The organism is Abyssibacter sp. (assembly GCF_964229365.1).
Taxonomy (GTDB): Bacteria; Pseudomonadota; Gammaproteobacteria; order Nevskiales; family OUC007; genus Abyssibacter.
In genome coordinates, this window is record NZ_CAXRDQ010000031.1 from 17,972 (window position 1) to 34,446 (window position 16,475).

Genomic DNA, 16,475 nt, shown 5'->3' on the forward strand with positions numbered 1-16,475 from the left:
GCCCCCGTACCACTGACCCTAACCGACCCGCTGGGTTCACAACCAATCGGTCATCAGGATGCCGATGCTGATCCGGTTGTGATGGTCCTGATAGTCGATCAGGCTTTCGGCGTAGCCGGTGAAGAACTGCACGTACCCACGTGCCCGGCCGGTCCAGGGAAAACTCCAGCCCAGCTCCAGACTGCCGCGGTTGTCGGCACGGGCATTGTTGCGCCACACAGCCGAGTAGGTGTCATTGTCGTTGCGCCAGGCCACCACCATCTCGAATTGACCGGCGTAGCGTTCGATATTCGGATTGTCATCGCCGCGGGGGTCGTCCGGCGCTTTCTTCTCCCGATCCGGGATGCGAATCCATGGCTGAAACGCGACCATCAGGTCTTCCACTTCCCAGATAAAGGTTGAGTAAACCCGGTTCCAGCTTCTGGATTCCGGGAGATCCCGTCCGTTGGACTGGTGATTGATGCCGACTGTGATCCGGTCCAGCCGCGTGCCCAGTACCGGCCAATCGACGTCAAAGCTCAGAAACGCCTCGGGCTCGTGATTGGTTTCACGAAAGGGTCGCGACTGCGAAGCATCGTAGGCCTGCCAAAACGACCGCGCCGTGTAGGCGATCGACAGATCGCCGCCGCTGCCCAGTACATCCCGCAGGATCGGAATGCGGAAGCTGAGCTGAAACTTCACTTCCAATCGTTCCGAGAGACCGTTGCCGTTCGTGCTCGCGACATTGGGGCTGTCCTGGTACGCCAGCGGCAGCACATAGTTCGGCCGATAGGGCGTGAGCACGAAGGGATTCAGCTCGGTCACCTGCTCGAAGCGCAACCGGCGTTCCAGAGCCGTCCCGCCCGAGCTGCCTTGAGCCTGGTTAACTTGCTGGGCGGAGAGGCCGTTGCGGAGCTGGTCTTCGCAGGCCAGACGCAGCGTCTGCACCTCAACATCCGGTGGAGCCGTCGCCACGAGGTCACGCATGCATGCCTCGATATCTCCAGCATCGATCGTGTTCGCGCTCCCCGCTTGCGCCCCTGCTGCTGACACAAAACCCAGGCTTGCCAACGCAAGCCCTCCTATCGCCGCACGCATCATGGCACTCCAAGAACCCGGCTGGTTGAATGTGGTTGGAAAGGCAAAGCCAGCTCACGTCGGCGCCAGCGCGTCGCCGCCAGCCCGCTGGTAAATCCGGCATCGTGTGTGGCCTCGCGGTTGTGCGCCATTGCGCGACACGATCAGCCTGTGCCTAAACTTCCGATCATCTTAACGACAAGGACAAGCCACGCATGGAATTTACCAAGGAGATGTTGAACGACCCACAGGCGCTGCTGCTCCTGGGCATACCGATTGCCAAGGGCCTGGTGTCCGCCATCGCCATCTTCTTCATCGGCCGCTGGGTAGCGCAGCTGATTATCAAGCTGGCGAAAAAGGCGATGCACCGCGCCAAACTGGACGAAACCCTGATCACGTTTCTCAGCAATGTCGCCTACGGGCTGCTGCTGGCGATCATCATCATCTCCGCGCTGGGTCAGCTGGGCGTGGACACAACCTCCGCCGCCGCACTGCTCGGTGGCGCTGCACTGGCGATTGGTCTGGCCTTGCAGAACCAGCTCTCGTCCTTCGCCGCCGGCGCGATGTTGATTCTGTTCCGGCCGTTCGCCAAGGGCAACGTCGTGGACATCGGCGGCCAGCTCGGGATCGTCGAGGAGATCAAGATCACCTCCACCATCCTCAAGACCTTCGACAACCAGCTCGTGTGGCTGCCGAATGCCAGCGTCTGGGGCAACAAGATCACCAACTACAGCGCCTTGCCGACGCGGCGTGTCGACCTCGCCATCGGCATCGGGTATGGCTCGGATCTGAAAAAGGCCAAGGATTTGCTGGTGGACATGCTCAAAGAGGAGCCACGCATCCTGGATGATCCCGCCCCCAGCGTGGTCGTGAGCAACCTCGGCGACAGCTCCGTCGACTTTGCCGTGCGCGGCTGGGCGGCATCCGCCGATTGGTGGGGAACCCGCTGCGACCTGATCGAGCGGATCAAGCTGACATTCGACGAGAACGATATCGAGATTCCGTTCCCGCAGCGTACGGTTTATCTGCGCGGTGAAGCGTCGGCGACCGAGGAAAAGTAGTCGCTAGGCGCCAACGAAAACACCCCGTCTAACGGGGTGTTTTCATATGGTGGCGTGAGCAGAGCAGTGGTTCTTCAATCACGCCCGGTCAGGTGGGCACCAAGGCGCAGACGCAGCGCGTTGAGCTTGATAAACCCGGCCGCGTCGGCCTGGGAGTAGGCGCCGGCATCGTCTTCAAACGTTGCGATGCGCGGGTCGAACAGACTGTCGAACTCCGAACGACGACCCAACACTTCGACATTGCCCTTGTAGAGCCGCAACCGGACATCACCATTGACCGGGCGTTGGCTGTCGTCGATGACCTTCTGCAACAGCTTGCGCTCGGGCGCGAACCAGTAGCCGTTGTAGATCAACTTGGCGTAGCGTGGCATCAACTCGTCTTTCAGGTGGGCGACCTCGCGATCCAGGGTGATCGATTCGATCGCCCGATGCGCCTTGAGCAGGATGGTGCCGCCGGGCGTTTCGTAACAGCCGCGCGACTTGATGCCGACATAGCGGTTCTCGACGATGTCGATACGCCCGACACCATGCTCGCCACCGACAGCATTGAGCTTGGCGAGCACCTGGTAGGGCGTCATCGCCTCACCATCAATGGCGACGACATCACCATGAGCGAATGTCAGCGTCAGTTCCAGCGGCGTGTCCACGGCCTCGCGCGGATCCTTAGTCCATAGCCACATGGCGGGATCGGGCGATACCCAGGGGTCTTCCAGCTCGCCGCCTTCGTAGGAAATGTGCAGGGCATTGGCGTCCATGGAATACGGCGAGCCGCCATCCTTTTTCCGCGTGATCGGGATGTTGTTGGCCTCTGCATAGGCGATCAGCTTCTCGCGTGCATTCAGATCCCAGAACCGCCAAGGTGCGATCACCTGGATATCCGGCTTGAGAGCGTAGGCGCCCAATTCGAAGCGAACCTGATCGTTACCCTTTCCAGTCGCGCCATGGGCAATGGCATCGCCGCCCGTCTGCTCGGCGATCTCCACCAGGCGGCGGGCAATCAGCGGACGCGCGATCGAGGTCCCGAGCAGGTATTCCCCCTCGTAGATCGCGTTGGCGCGAAACATCGGGAATACATAGTCGCGGACGAAGGTCTCGCGCAGGTCCTCGATGAAGATTTCCTCCACGCCGAGGGCTTCAGCCTTGGGCCGGACCGATTCGACCTCTTCGCCCTGCCCCAGATCGGCAGTGAAGGTGACGACCGGGCACTGATAGCGATCCTGCAGCCACTTGAGAATGACTGAGGTATCCAGGCCTCCGGAGTAGGCGAGAACGATCTTGCTGGGTTGACTCATGGTCCGTGCTCGTTTGCTGCGGGTCAGGCGAAAGGCGCGAGAGTATAGCCTGATAGACTGCCGATTCCTCCGCTACACCCCGGTCCCAACGTGTCCGAAAACCCGGCGGCCAACCCGGCCATCGCCAAACGCTTTCGTGGATTTCTGCCTGTCGTCGTGGACGTGGAAACCGGTGGTTTCAACGCGGCAACCGACGCCTTGCTGGAAATCGCGGTGGTGCTGGTGAGAATGGACGAGACCGGGCGTCTTTATCGGCACGAAACGGCGGCGTATCACGTCAAACCCTTCGAAGGCTCCAACCTGGAGGCGGCCTCGCTTGAGGTCAACAAAATTGACCCATTCCACCCGCTACGTCCGGCGGTTACCGAGCAGGACGCGTTGTCACGGCTGTTCAAGGAGATACGGGCTGAGATCCGCGCCACCGGCTGCACCAAGGCCGTGCTGGTCGGGCACAACGCGCACTTTGATCTCGGCTTCCTGAACGCCGCAGTGGCGCGAACCGGCATCAAGCGCAATCCGTTCCATCCCTTTTCGGCATTCGATACCGCGACCCTGGGCGGCGTGGCCTACGGACAGACCGTACTCAAGCGCGCGCTGTTGGCCGCCGGCCTCAGTTACGACGATGCCGCGGCGCATTCAGCACGTTATGACACCGAACAGACGGCTGATCTGTTCTGCCAGATCGTCAATCAGTTTCAGCCCATATTCGAGTCCGTGGCCGCCAGCGCTGCGGTCAACGCAGTACCCCCCGCGCTGTCATAGAAGCTTCACGATGCGTTAATGTCGCGACAATAGACCGGTCCTAGACTTCGACCATTCGAACTGCCGGCAGGTGAAGCATGGCTGTTACATCGCGAGACACACGTCAACAACCCGACCTGACGTCCAGGTTTGTTCACGAGTTCGCCGTCAGTGACGCGGACGTGAAAGCCTGCCAGCAGTTGCGCTACAAAATCTTCGCCGAGGAGATGGGCGCCCAGATCGACGGCGGCGAGGACAAGCGCGATGTCGACCACTTCGATGCGTTCTGCCACCACCTGATCGTTCGCGACAGGCATAGCAATCGCATCATCGCCTGCACCCGTCTGCTGACCTGCGAGGCAGCCGCACAAGCCGGCGGGTTTTATTCGTCGGGCGAGTTCGAGCTGGATCGCATCGCGGCGCTGCCAGATCGCAAGGTCGAGGTGGGCCGGACCTGTGTCGATGCCGAATTCCGCACCGGCGCCATCATCTCAAAGCTGTGGCAAGGACTCACCGCGTTCGTGGCCCAGCACAATTACCGCTACCTGTTCGGCTGCGCCAGCGTCGGCCTCGACGATGGTGGCGAGCAGGCCAGCGCGATCCTGGACAAGATCGAACGCCGCTACATGGCACCGGAAGCGATTCACGTGACACCCAAGCGTCCGTACAGGCTGCAACGGCCTCCGGCGGAAGTCGCGATGCGCATGCCCCCGCTGCTCAAGGCCTATGTCAGCCTCGGCGCCAAGGCCTGCGGCGCGCCGTACTGGGACGAATCCTTCAATTGCTGCGACGTGTTCATGTTGCTCGATATTCATGAAATGGCGCCGCGTTACGTCCGCCGGTTCATGCCCGCTGACAATGCCCCGGCACGGAGCGCAGGCCATCATCCGGCTCACGCTTAGGAGCCTGCTTGTCGCAGCACACCTGCTGCTCGGACTGCTGATCAGCCTGCTCATCGATGTACTGGCTGCATTGGGGCCGCCGCGCGGACGCATCGTGCAGTGGTGGCACCGCCAGTTGTGCCGCTGCCTGCGGGTCAAGATCCACGTGCATGGCGCCCGGCCGAAGTCGGCGGTGATGCTGGTCAGCAACCATGTGTCCTGGCTGGATATTCCAGTACTCGGCGCGCTGGTGACCACACGCTTTGTCTCCAAGTCTGAGGTCGCGGCTTGGCCCGTGATCGGACGTCTCGCAAGAGCCTCTGGCACCGAGTTTCATCGTCGCGGGGGCGGCGCCAACGGGACACGCCGCCTGATCACCCGACTCACCGGCCATCTCGACAACGGCCAGACCATCACGGTGTTTCCCGAAGGCACGACGACATTGGGAGCCACCACCCGGCGCTTTCAGCCTCGGCTATTCGCCGCGGCGGTTGAATCAGGCCGTTCGGTGGTCCCCGTGCTCCTGCGATATGGGCCAGACCCGGAAACGGCGACCATCACGCCCTATGTGGGCGACGACATGTTCGTGCCGCACCTGCTGCGCATGCTGCAGCGGCCACGCATTGTCGTGGATGTCTGGTTCCTGGATAGCCTGAGCAGCGAGGGCAGCGACCGAACGACGCTGGCGCGCCAAGCGCAGCATGCCATCGACACGCAGTTGGCGAAGTCGCCCCCCGAACTGCTTCCGGAACGCGAACCGGCGTTGCCACGCCATCGATTGCCGATCTGACGATCTAACAGCGGGCTCGCAGCGTCAGCGGTGATTGACCTCGGCCAGCCGTTCTGGCGTGCCGATATCGCTCCATACCCCGTCGTAAACCTCGCCGCTCACGGCGCTCTGCGCCATCGCCCGGCGTAGGCAAGGTGCCAACGCAAAGGCCCGCGCTTGCCGGCCAGCGACCAGCGCGGGGTGAATCAGGCTGATTCCGCTGAAGGTCCATGGCGGTACAGCGGCATCCACGACCTGTCCGTCCACGAGGTCGAAATCCGCGCGCATGCCGGGCAATGGCGGCACCAGAACCAGATGGGCCAGGCGCCCCGCCGGCCAGTCCAGGGTCGCCAACCGAGCAAGGGGGAAATCGCTCCAAACGTCTGCATTGCAGACCAATACCGGCTCGTCAGCCGGCAGCAAGGGCAACGCATTGGCGATGCCACCTCCAGTTTCCAGCGCTGCCTCGCCCTCGTCGGAATAGCGCACGCGCAAGCCCCAGCGGGCGCCGTCCGCCACGTAGCTGCGGATCTGGTCCGCCAGCCAGGCAACATTGATCACGACATCGCCGATGCCCGCCTGTGCCAGCGCGCTCAGACGCCAATCGATCAGCGGCCGACCGCACACCTCGATCAGCGGTTTCGGTGTGGTATCGGTCCAGGGTCGCAGACGCGATCCGCGACCCGCCGCCAGTATCATCGCGTGACGCATCAGAATCCGCCCAGGCTAAAGCGCGCCGCCGACCGGGGTCGGCACATCGAAATCGCTGAGCATGTCACCGAGCGGCGCCAGTTCCGGATACCGCGCACAGACATCCAGCAGATGTTGCTGCACGCGCGGCAGGTCATTCAGGTAGTTCGACTTTCCATCGCGATGGTGCAGCCGGCAGAAGATGCCCAGCACCTTCAGGTGACGCTGCACGCCGGTGAAGTCGAACCAGCGCGTCACCGTTCGTGGGTCGGCTGACCAGACACCGGCGTCCGTCAGGCCAGCGCTCCAGCGCTCCAAGCCCTGGCGCTGCACATGTTCAGGCCAGACGACGTAGCAATCACGCAGCAGCGAAACGATGTCGTAGCAAAGCGGGCCGTGCATGGCATCCTGAAAATCGAGCATGCCCACCAGACGGCCATCCGCCACCATCAGGTTGCGTGAGTGATAATCACGATGCACGAAGCCGCTGGGCTGGGCCGTGACCTCGGCCGCAACTAGCGCCATGAGCTGATCGAGCGCGGCCCGACGCTTGGCGCTCGGGTCCAGGCCGTGGTGCCGCTGGAGAAACCACTCCGGGAACAGGCGCATTTCACGCAGCAGAACATCCGTGTCGTAAGCCGGCAATTTCTGTAGCCGGGGGGACGCCTGCGCCTTGACCTGCAGGTCCACCAACGCGTCGATGGCCTGCTCCAGCAATGGAATGGCCTCGGGTGCGTCGACGCGATCCAGCAACACCGTGTCGCCGAGATCGTCGAGCAGCAGAAATCCGGCATCGGGTTCGTCGGCATGCACGCGAGGCGCTAACACCCCCCAATCGGCAAGCCAGCCCGCCACCTGCATGAACGCATCCAACGGCTCATGCTCGGGCGGCGCATCCATGACGATGTACCGCTGCTGATCGCTACGCGCGCGAAAATAGCGGCGGAAGCTCGCATCCGCCGACGCCGGAGCGAACCTCCACGCTCGATTCGGCCGGATCCGCCTGACCCAGGCTTCCAGATCGGTCCGGCGCGGGTCCTGGCTGTCGTCACTCACTCCATGCACTCCGTATACTGTGCGACCCGTTGTTCCGGCGCTTGTCCCGTCTCATTGGCCCGCTCCACTTTCTTTGTTGCCAGTTGGCTCGCAATTGCCGGAAGCGCTAGTGCTGCGACCGACGGCTGCCCCATTTTTGCCGATTCGGCCCCCGAGGCGCGAACCGAGCCAACGGTGCAACTCAGCGCTGACCATGTCGATGCGACAACGGACGGCAAGACCCGGCTGGAAGGCGATGTCACGCTCCACTATCAAGACAAGCGCATTCGGGCTCCGATGGTCGAATACGATCGCGCAACCGGCGAGGCACGCACCGATGGCGGCGCCGAATTCGCCAACTCGGAGTATGCCATCGGCGCCGAACGCGCCTCCGTTGATCTGAATACCTCCACCGCGCTGTTCGAGAACGCCGATTTCACGCTGTACGCGCGGGGCGCGCGCGGCCAGGCGGACCGCATTGATCTGAACGATGACCTCAGCGTGTCCATGGACCGCGTGCAGTACACAACCTGCTCACGCCCCAACCGTGGCTGGAAGCTCAAAGCTTCGCAGATCACCTTGGACCCGCAAGAGGGCCTGGGGACCGCAACCCATGCCCGGCTGAACTTCCTCGGCGTGCCAGTCCTCTATGCGCCGTATTTCTACTTTCCCATCGACGACCGTCGGCGCACGGGTTTCCTGATGCCCAGCATCGGCGACTCGGCCGAAACCGGCTTCGACGTCTCGACACCGTTCTATTGGAATCTGGCGTCTTGGTACGACGCGCTGATCACGCCGCGCTACATGGCGCGACGCGGCGCCCAGCTCCAGGCCGAGGGCCGCTACCTGCTAGACCAAGGTCGCGGCGAACTACGCTACGAGTATCTGCCCAACGACGAAACCCTGCAGATCCGGCGCACCCTGTTCGGGTTCGAACATCAGGGCGTATTGTCCGACCGCTGGGAGATCGCTGCGGATTTCACCGAAGTCAGCGACCGTGGCTATTTCGAAGACCTGGGGACGACACTCGATCTGGCGGCCATCTCGCATCTGGAGCGCGAGGCGCGCATCGCCTATCAGGCACCTGCGTGGTTCTCGACATCGCTGACGGTGGAGGACTATCAGACCATCGATCGCACGGTTGCACCGGCGGATGAACCCTACCGCCGCCTGCCCCGGCTGCAACTCAACGCCTTGTCGCCCAACGACTGGAACCGGATGCGCGTAGGCCTGTCCAGCGAGTATGTGAACTTCGAGCGCGACAATGCCGTGGAAGGCACCCGGCTGGACCTCAACCCGTTTGTGCGTCTGCGCCATGACGCGGTGGGCTGGTTCGTCGCCAGTCAGGTGGACTACCGCTACACCGCCTACGATCTTCGCGACCGCAACGACGGCCGGCCGACGACGATTACACGACAACTCCCCTCGGCGAGCCTGGATGCCGGATTGCGCTTTGACAGGATTGTCAGCCCGGGTCTGGTGCAGACGCTCGAACCGCGCGTCTACTACCTGTACACACCCTACCGGGACCAGGACGCCATTCCGCTGTTCGAAACCGATGACCCCGACTTCAGTTTCGTACAGCTGTTTTCGCGCAACCGGTTCTCCGGTGTCGACCGGGTGGCGGACGCAAACCAGATCACCGCGGCATTCACCACCCGTATTTTGGAATTGGGCACCGGAAAAACTCGCTTCGAGGCCGCGCTGGGCCAGATTTATCGCTTGCAGCCCTCCGAGGTGACGCTGCCAGACGAGCCCAACACCAGCGGGCGCGATAATTCCGACATCGTCGGCACAATGCGCTGGCTACCATTCGACTGGCTACGCCTCGGCGTAGGTGCGCAGTGGGACCCCGCCCGGACGCAGCTCAACCGAGCGAATACCTCGGTGAAGTTCAGACCACGGCCCGGTTATCGATTCGACCTGGGCTATCGATTCCGGCGTGATCTGCTGGAGCAAACCGATCTGGTGGTGCAGCTTCCTCTAACCCAGAGCTGGTCGGTTGTCGGCCGGTGGAACTACGCCCTGGACGATGCCAGCACGCGCGAAGCCTTGTTAGGCGCGGAATACAAGGCCTGCTGCTGGACCGGCCGGGTTGCTTGGCGGCGCTACATCGCCAACACGCGCGGCGAGTTCAATACCAGCCTTTATCTACAACTCGAACTGACCGGCCTGTCGCAAATCGGAGCCGGAATCCGGGAATTCCTTCCTGACTGACCGAACCGCGTCACGCCCGACGAGGTCAACCCCTATAATGCGCCCACGCGTCTAGAGCCGAACACCATGAAACACCTGCTACGCGCCGTGGTCACCACCATCGCGCTCACCTCCTCCGCCCAAGCCGCCCAATTGGTCGACTACGTCGTCGCCGTGGTAAACGAGGACGTGATCCTCAACAGCGAGCTGGAACAGGCGGTGGAATCGATCGAGCGTCAGATTCGCGCATCGGGTAACACGCCACCGACCGAAACCGAGCTGCGTGAGCAGATGCGCGAACGATTGATCATGCAGACACTGCAAGCCCAACGGGCCGAGCAGCGGGGCATCCGCGTCACCGACGACGACCTGAACAAGGCTCTGCTCCAAATCGCTCAGCAGAACGGGATGGACTTGCGTGACTTCGCGCGGGCCCTGCGGGCCGAAGGCGTGGACTTCCTGCTCGTGCGTGAGCAGGTTCGCAACGAATTGCTGGCCACCAGTCTGCGGCAGCGGGAAGTCGATGCCCGCGTCAATGTCACGGACCGCGAGATCGATGCGTTTCTGGCCAAAACACGCAAGAACGACCAGGCCACCGAATATCGCCTCGAGCACATCCTTGTCTCCGTTCCGGATGGCAGCACTGACGACGTGAAGGACGCTGCCCGCGCCGAAGCCGAACAGATTCGGCAGGCGGTCGAAGATGGCGCAAGCTTCTCGCAGATGGCCATCGGGCGTTCCGATGCCACGACCGCACTCGACGGCGGCGATCTGGGCTGGCGAACCGCGGGCGCGTTGCCGACGGTGTTCGCCGACGAGGTGGACGACATGAGCGTCGGCGCCGTCAGCCAGGTGATCGAAACCGGCAGCGGCTTTAACCTGATCCGGCTTGCCGATCAGCGCGGAGGCCAAGCCGCGCAAATGATTACCGAAACCCGCGCGCGTCACATTCTGCTCCAACCCAACGCCATCCGTGACGAGACAGCCACGCGCGAGCAGGCCGCCGAGCTGCTGGAGGAGCTTAAGGGCGGCCGTGACTTCGCGGAAGTCGCCCGCGAGTACTCGGATGACAGCGGCTCGGCCAACCAGGGCGGCGACCTGGGGTGGCAGCCACCGGGCGGATTCGTGCCGGCATTTGAAGAGCGGCTGGATTCGCTGGACAACGATGAGATCAGCGAGCCTTTCGAAACCCAGTTCGGTTGGCATATCGTTCAGTTGATCGACCGTCGTCAACGTGACAGCGCTGAAGACATCGCACGCAACCAGGCGCGCCAGGCCATCCGCCAGCGCAAGGTCGGCGAGGAGTACGAAGACTGGCTGCGTCGCCAGCGTGCCGAGGCCTATGTCGAACTGCGTGCCGAGCCTACGATCACCCAAAACGACGCCAGTACCGCGACTGAATCCTGATCCGCGAGCCCGGATGAGCCGCCCGCTGGTCATCACCCCGGGGGAACCGGCGGGCATCGGTCCCGACATTGTGCTGCAGTTGGCCGCAGCCGGTTTTGACCCTGGCTGCCGCTGGTTTGTGGTTGCCGATCCGGCCGTGCTGACGCAGCGAGCCAATCAACTGGATCTCGCGGTTCATTGTGACGCGATAGGCTCCCCGCTGGACGCGCCGCCGCCCCGGCAGGGCGTTCTGCCATTCGTCCCGCACGAGGCCGGCGCCGTTGTCATCGCGGGGCAGCCGCAGACAGCCACGGCCGCGCACGTGCTCGCGGCCTTGAGGCTCGCCGTGGACTGGGTTGCGGCCGGACAATGCAGCGCCCTGGTGACCGGTCCGATTCAGAAAAGCATCATTAACGAAGCCGGCATTCCGTTCAGCGGCCACACCGAAGCCGTGGCACGCCAACTGGGCGATGACCTTCCCGTCATGATGCTGGCCGGGCCGACACTACGCGTTGCGCTGGCCACCACACACCTGCCGCTGAGCGCGGTCCCCAAAGCGGTCACGCGAGCAACGGTTGAGGCAGTGATACGAACCGTGGATCGCGATCTGCGATCGCGCTTTCGCATTTCGGCACCCCGCATTCGGGTCGCGGGGCTCAATCCGCACGCCGGCGAAGCCGGTCACCTGGGCACCGAAGACATGACTGAAATCCAACCGGCCATCGAGGCCTGCCAACGTGATGGTCTGAACGTGACAGGACCCTATCCGGCCGACACCTTGTTCAATGCCAGCCTGCGCGAACAAACCGACGCGTTCGTCGCGATGTATCACGATCAGGGCTTGCCGGTGGTCAAGGCACTGGACTTCGGCGACGTGGTGAATGTGACCTTGGGGCTTCCGATCGTCCGAACGTCCGTGGACCACGGCACCGCTCTGGACAAGGCCGGGACCGGTGCCGCCGATCCGCACAGCCTGTCGGTCGCCATGCGTCTGGCCGCACAACTTGCCCCGACGGGCAGCGCTATGAGCGCGCCATGAACCACCCCACCCAACACCGCGCCCGGAAACGCTTCGGTCAGCATTTTCTGCATGATAAAACGATGATCGGGCGCATCATCGACGCGATTCGACCGCTGCCCGGCGAGCATGTCGTGGAAATCGGACCGGGCCTGGGCGCGCTCACCGACCCGCTGTTACGAACCGGCATCTTGCTCACGGCCGTCGAGATTGATCGGGATCTGGCGCAACGCCTGCGAGACACTTATGCAGGCGATGAACGATTCACGCTCATCGAATCCGATGTGCTCAAGGCGCCGCTGGATGCCATCCAACCACGACCATTGCGACTGGTTGGCAACCTGCCCTACAACATCTCGACACCATTGATCTTCCGCCTGCTCGATCTGCCGGAGGTGCGCGACATGCACTTCATGCTGCAGAAAGAGGTCGTGGACCGCCTGATTGCTTCGCCGGGTTCGTCCGACTACGGCCGGCTCAGCGTCATGGCCGCGGCAAAGGCGCAGGCGCAGTCGGTCCTGCGCGTGGCACCCGGGGCGTTTTCTCCGCCACCGAAGGTCGATTCCGCCGTCGTTCGGCTCATTCCCCGTACGCCTGACTTTGTCGTTCCCCCGGGAGATGCCTTCGATCAGGTCGTGCGCCTGGCCTTCTCCGCCCGCCGCAAGACTTTGGCCAACGGCTTGAAGCCGGTTCTGACCCGTGAGCAGATTGGGGCCTGCGACGTGGACCCGGGAATTCGCCCTGAACAGGTCACGCCAGCGCAGTTCGCTCAGCTGGCCGGTGTAGTGGCAGCCCAGAATCAAACACGATAACGTCTGCCGTCCTCTTGACGAACGAAGACCCCATGAGCGCATACCAACACATTCTTGCTCCGGTCGATCTGCGTCAACACAGTCATATCGTGCTCCACCGGGCCGCATTCGCCGCATCCATGCACAACGCCAAACTCAGCGTGCTGCATGTTGTGGAGTATCTGCCGCTCGATCCAGTGGGCGATACGCTGTCCCCAACGCCGATGGAAGTCACGGACGAACTCGCGAAACAGGCGGAGACCCGCATTGCCGAACTCTGCAATGAACTCGGCGTGGAGACCCACCAACAGATCGTACGGGTGGGCGCGACCCAGGACGAAATCGTCGAAACCGCGCGCGAGCAGGGCGCTGACCTGATCGTGATCGGCAACCATGAGCGACACGGTCTCGGCGTCTTGTTCAGCCGCACCGAGGACCGGGTTCTGCACTCGGCCACCTGCGACATTCTCGCCGTCCATTTGCCGACGGACTAATCGCGCGGCCCCATCAACGCGTGGAGCGCACCATCTCGGCAAAGGCCTCCACGCCCACCGGCCTTGCGACCGCAGGACCGGCCACGTAGTCAACGCCTGCCCTGGCGAGGCTATCCATCGATTGCGACTGGCCGACTCCAGCCGCGATGACCTGAGCCCCTAAACCGTTCGCAGTGGCCACCAGGGTCTTAAGCGTCGCCTGCGAATCCGCCTGCCCCAAGGTGCGGACAACCGCCGCCGGGATGGTGGCAAAACGAATCGGACACTGCGCCATCCGCCCCAGGCGCTGGTAGCCGGCCCCGAATTCAAGAATGTCGAACTCAACACCGTTGTCGCGCAGCACCGTGAAACCGGCCGTCGCGCCTTCCAATACATCCAGCAAGCCGCCCTCTTCCAGCCCGAGCACCAGCCGATGACCCGGCATGTCGTAACGGGTCAGCAGGTCGGCAACCTTGATTGCGAAGTCGCGCCGCCGAAGCTGCCAGGTCGACAACGCGACCAGAAACGGCCATTCGCCCTGGCGCTCCGTATCGGGCAGCGACTGATAGAGTTCACAAGCGCCCCGGAGCACACGAAGCTCGAGTTGCTCCAATACCCCGGTCCGCTGTGCCGCTTCGTAGAGTGCCGTTTGATCGACCGGTCCAATGTCAGGCGGCGACCATTCCACCCGCACGTGAACAGCACCCAGACGGCGCGACTCCGTATGCACGACGGGCCGGGCGACGATCTGAAGTTCGTCGAGCGCGATGGCGTTGCGCAACACCTGATCGATATGCAGCGTGCGTTGGGCATCCGGCGTGATCTCGGCGTCGTAGATCCGGTAATTACCCCGCCCGGCACGCTTGACGGCATACATGGCCTCGTCAGCATGACGCAGCAGCGATTGCGCATCGACATGATCCATCGGGTAGATGGAGATGCCCATGCTAATGCCGATGGTGATCTCGTGCTGGTCGATCTGGAACGGCGCCTCGAATAGCTGCAGCAGCTTGCTCGCGATGCGCTCTACATCTGCGCGATCGACCACGCCATTGAGCAGCAGGGTGAACTCGTCGCCTGCGAGGCGAGCGACGGTGTCGGTCATCCTCACACCTTCGAGCAAGCGCTGGCCCACCGCTTTGAGCAGACCGTCACCGACCTCATGTCCCAGCGTGTCATTGACGCGCTTGAACAAGTCCAGATCGACGAACACCAACGCCAGCAAACGACCCGTCCGGTCGCTGCGGTGCATCCCCTGCTCCAGGCGGTCCATGAATAGCAGCCGATTGGGTAACTCGGTGAGCACATCATGGTGCGCGATGAATTCCAGGCGGGCTTCCGCCTCTCGCCGCGCGGTGATTTCTTCCGCAATGGCGAGGAACACCGGCGGCTGCTCACGCTGTGAATATGACAGCGTGATCTCCACCGGGTAACTGCCGCCGTCCGCACGGCGATGATCGGTCTGGTAGGTCACGGACTCCAGCCCCCCTGCGCGAAGCTGGGCCAGACGGTCATGAAACTCGGCCTCCTCCAGTTCTGGCGCCAGATCGAGGGGGGTCATCCGCAACAGCCGCTCGCGATCGTAACCGAGCATATCCAGCGCGCCTCGGTTGGCGTCCAGGAAGTACAGCGTCTGCGCGTCAAACAGATACACCTCTTCGCCTGCGCTATCGAACAGGCGTCCCAGCCGTTGCGACAGGTTCACCTCGGAGGCTTCATGGCTACGATCTCGCAGCGTCAGCAGGTACCGCGCCTCGCCGTCAGCCGGCAGACGGTTCACGATCAGGTGCACAGGAAACGTCGTGGCGTCCTTGCGCCAACCGACCACCTTGGGCCGCTGGCCGTCGTCACCGCCGACGTAATCGTCCAGGCGCGTGTCGGGTGCGTTGAGAAACGGGACAGGGAGCAGCTTGCTCAGCGAAACCCCGGGCATTTCGGCCTCGGTGTAGCCAAACAGACGCGCAGCGTGCGCGTTGGCATACACGACGGAACCCGCGCCGCTCAGCGTAATCACGCCGTCTGCCAATCGGGCGAGAATGGCTCGCGACTGCTTCAGCTCGTGTTCCAGTGTGCTGTGCGTAGCAGCCAGGCGGGCCGTGTCCTTGAAGAACAGCAAGCTCCCGATGACCGAATTGCCTCGGGTCAATCGCGCGGCACCCGCCGACACCGTATGCGAAAACCCCTGACGGTCGATAATGCCCATCGACTGCGGCGCAATATCATGTTGCTCCCGCAACGCCTGCTCGGCTGGCGTCATCTCGAATTCGCTGTTGTCCGTATCGACGCAGAACACGGAGTACACCAACTGCTGCAACGCGTCATCGTGAGACCAACCCGTCAGGCGACTCGCCTGTGCGTTCATCCAGCGGACGCGAAACTTGGGGTCCGTGACCACGACCGCATAACCCATCAATTCAAACCAGCGCCCCATGCGACGTTGGGCACCGTCTAAGGTGGCCTGCTCGGGCGTTCGAACGGGGCGGGGCGCGCCTGAAACCGGGCGCCGTCCGCGTATCGGAGGGGCTGCAGCCGCCAGCAGCAACCAGAGCATGGCAGCGCAGGAGACCACCAGCGCCACCAGCGCGCGAATGTAGGCAGGTCGCTGCGCCCCATCGCCTGGCGGCCACCAGACCGTGTCCGGGCTTGCAACCGTCAGATAGCCGAGGCCGGTTCCGTTACTGACCAGGCGCACCCGGCGCTCAGCACCGAACCAGTCAATGACCTGACCTTGGGCCGCCGCCCCCCAACGAGCCGGCAACCATGACGGCAAGGGAAGCGTCGCCCGACTGGCAACGGCTAACTCGCGACCGCGAATATCAATGACTTGTGCACGAAGAATTGGGCTGCCCTGCCCCGAGACCAGGGCCGCCGTGCTTGCGGAGATCTTCGCAAACTCCCCGCTGGCCAACGCTTCACTAAATCGAGAGGCTGCCAGTTCAATGCTGGCAGCGGCGACCATCTCACGCTGGAGATGAAGCTGCCGAAGCTGACCCAGCATGAGCGTTACGGCGGCAAACAACGCCAATGCCATGACGATGGCCGTGGTACGAAACCAAGGCATCACGCGACAGACACGCTCCCCCGAC

At 63.1% G+C, this 16,475-nt stretch carries 14 protein-coding genes; 9 read left to right on the forward strand and 5 right to left on the reverse strand.

What is annotated here, in order from left to right:
• Positions 1 to 36: 36 nt before the first annotated feature.
• Positions 37 to 966, reverse strand: a complete 930-nt coding sequence (locus ACE1EY_RS04505; protein WP_291513444.1) for a phospholipase A — start codon at positions 964 to 966, stop codon at positions 37 to 39.
• A 305-nt stretch (positions 967 to 1,271) separates the two neighbouring features.
• On the opposite strand from ACE1EY_RS04505, the gene ACE1EY_RS04510 reads away from it, so the two are divergent.
• Entirely contained in the window at positions 1,272 to 2,117 is an 846-nt protein-coding gene (locus ACE1EY_RS04510) for a mechanosensitive ion channel domain-containing protein (protein ID WP_291513445.1), read from the forward strand.
• A gap of 74 nt (positions 2,118 to 2,191) precedes the next feature.
• Here ACE1EY_RS04510 and ACE1EY_RS04515 read toward each other — a convergent pair whose 3' ends face one another.
• Entirely contained in the window at positions 2,192 to 3,409 is a 1,218-nt protein-coding gene (locus ACE1EY_RS04515; protein ID WP_291513446.1) for an argininosuccinate synthase, read from the reverse strand.
• Positions 3,410 to 3,499: 90 nt separating this feature from the next.
• On the opposite strand from ACE1EY_RS04515, the gene rnt reads away from it, so the two are divergent.
• The 3 genes from rnt to ACE1EY_RS04530 all read left to right on the forward strand — a co-directional run bounded on the left by rnt (position 3,500) and on the right by ACE1EY_RS04530 (position 5,821).
• Positions 3,500 to 4,171: a ribonuclease T gene (gene rnt / locus ACE1EY_RS04520; RefSeq protein ID WP_291513447.1), complete on the forward strand. Its 672-nt coding sequence runs from the start codon at positions 3,500 to 3,502 to the stop codon at positions 4,169 to 4,171.
• Between the two features lie 77 nt (positions 4,172 to 4,248).
• Positions 4,249 to 5,052: a GNAT family N-acyltransferase gene (locus ACE1EY_RS04525; protein WP_291513448.1), complete on the forward strand. Its 804-nt coding sequence runs from the start codon at positions 4,249 to 4,251 to the stop codon at positions 5,050 to 5,052.
• Positions 5,009 to 5,821 (forward strand): lysophospholipid acyltransferase family protein, encoded by an 813-nt coding sequence (locus ACE1EY_RS04530; RefSeq protein ID WP_370299582.1) that lies wholly within the window; start codon positions 5,009 to 5,011, stop codon positions 5,819 to 5,821. The genes ACE1EY_RS04525 and ACE1EY_RS04530 overlap by 44 nt, the downstream gene beginning before the upstream one ends.
• A gap of 24 nt (positions 5,822 to 5,845) precedes the next feature.
• Here ACE1EY_RS04530 and murU read toward each other — a convergent pair whose 3' ends face one another.
• Both murU and ACE1EY_RS04540 read right to left on the reverse strand, forming a co-directional pair.
• Positions 5,846 to 6,511, reverse strand: a complete 666-nt coding sequence (gene murU, locus ACE1EY_RS04535) for an N-acetylmuramate alpha-1-phosphate uridylyltransferase MurU (protein ID WP_370299583.1) — start codon at positions 6,509 to 6,511, stop codon at positions 5,846 to 5,848.
• 15 nt (positions 6,512 to 6,526) lie between these two features.
• On the reverse strand, positions 6,527 to 7,546 hold the full coding sequence (locus ACE1EY_RS04540) for a phosphotransferase (RefSeq protein ID WP_291513451.1): 1,020 nt from the start codon (positions 7,544 to 7,546) through the stop codon (positions 6,527 to 6,529).
• A gap of 174 nt (positions 7,547 to 7,720) precedes the next feature.
• On the opposite strand from ACE1EY_RS04540, the gene ACE1EY_RS04545 reads away from it, so the two are divergent.
• The 5 genes from ACE1EY_RS04545 to ACE1EY_RS04565 all read left to right on the forward strand — a co-directional run bounded on the left by ACE1EY_RS04545 (position 7,721) and on the right by ACE1EY_RS04565 (position 13,410).
• Complete coding sequence (locus ACE1EY_RS04545; RefSeq protein ID WP_291513452.1) at positions 7,721 to 9,742, forward strand: LPS assembly protein LptD; 2,022 nt, start codon at positions 7,721 to 7,723, stop codon at positions 9,740 to 9,742.
• 66 nt (positions 9,743 to 9,808) lie between these two features.
• Positions 9,809 to 11,128, forward strand: a complete 1,320-nt coding sequence (locus ACE1EY_RS04550) for a peptidylprolyl isomerase (RefSeq protein ID WP_291513453.1) — start codon at positions 9,809 to 9,811, stop codon at positions 11,126 to 11,128.
• A 13-nt stretch (positions 11,129 to 11,141) separates the two neighbouring features.
• Positions 11,142 to 12,146, forward strand: coding sequence for a 4-hydroxythreonine-4-phosphate dehydrogenase PdxA (gene pdxA, locus ACE1EY_RS04555; RefSeq protein ID WP_291513454.1), 1,005 nt, complete (start codon positions 11,142 to 11,144; stop codon positions 12,144 to 12,146).
• On the forward strand, positions 12,143 to 12,937 hold the full coding sequence (gene rsmA, locus ACE1EY_RS04560; RefSeq protein ID WP_370299584.1) for a 16S rRNA (adenine(1518)-N(6)/adenine(1519)-N(6))-dimethyltransferase RsmA: 795 nt from the start codon (positions 12,143 to 12,145) through the stop codon (positions 12,935 to 12,937). Before pdxA ends, rsmA begins: the two co-directional genes overlap by 4 nt.
• Before the next feature lie 32 nt (positions 12,938 to 12,969).
• On the forward strand, positions 12,970 to 13,410 hold the full coding sequence (locus ACE1EY_RS04565; RefSeq protein ID WP_291513950.1) for a universal stress protein: 441 nt from the start codon (positions 12,970 to 12,972) through the stop codon (positions 13,408 to 13,410).
• A gap of 13 nt (positions 13,411 to 13,423) precedes the next feature.
• Here ACE1EY_RS04565 and ACE1EY_RS04570 read toward each other — a convergent pair whose 3' ends face one another.
• Entirely contained in the window at positions 13,424 to 16,450 is a 3,027-nt protein-coding gene (locus ACE1EY_RS04570) for a diguanylate cyclase domain-containing protein (RefSeq protein WP_370299585.1), read from the reverse strand.
• Between the last annotated feature and the right edge of the window lie 25 nt (positions 16,451 to 16,475).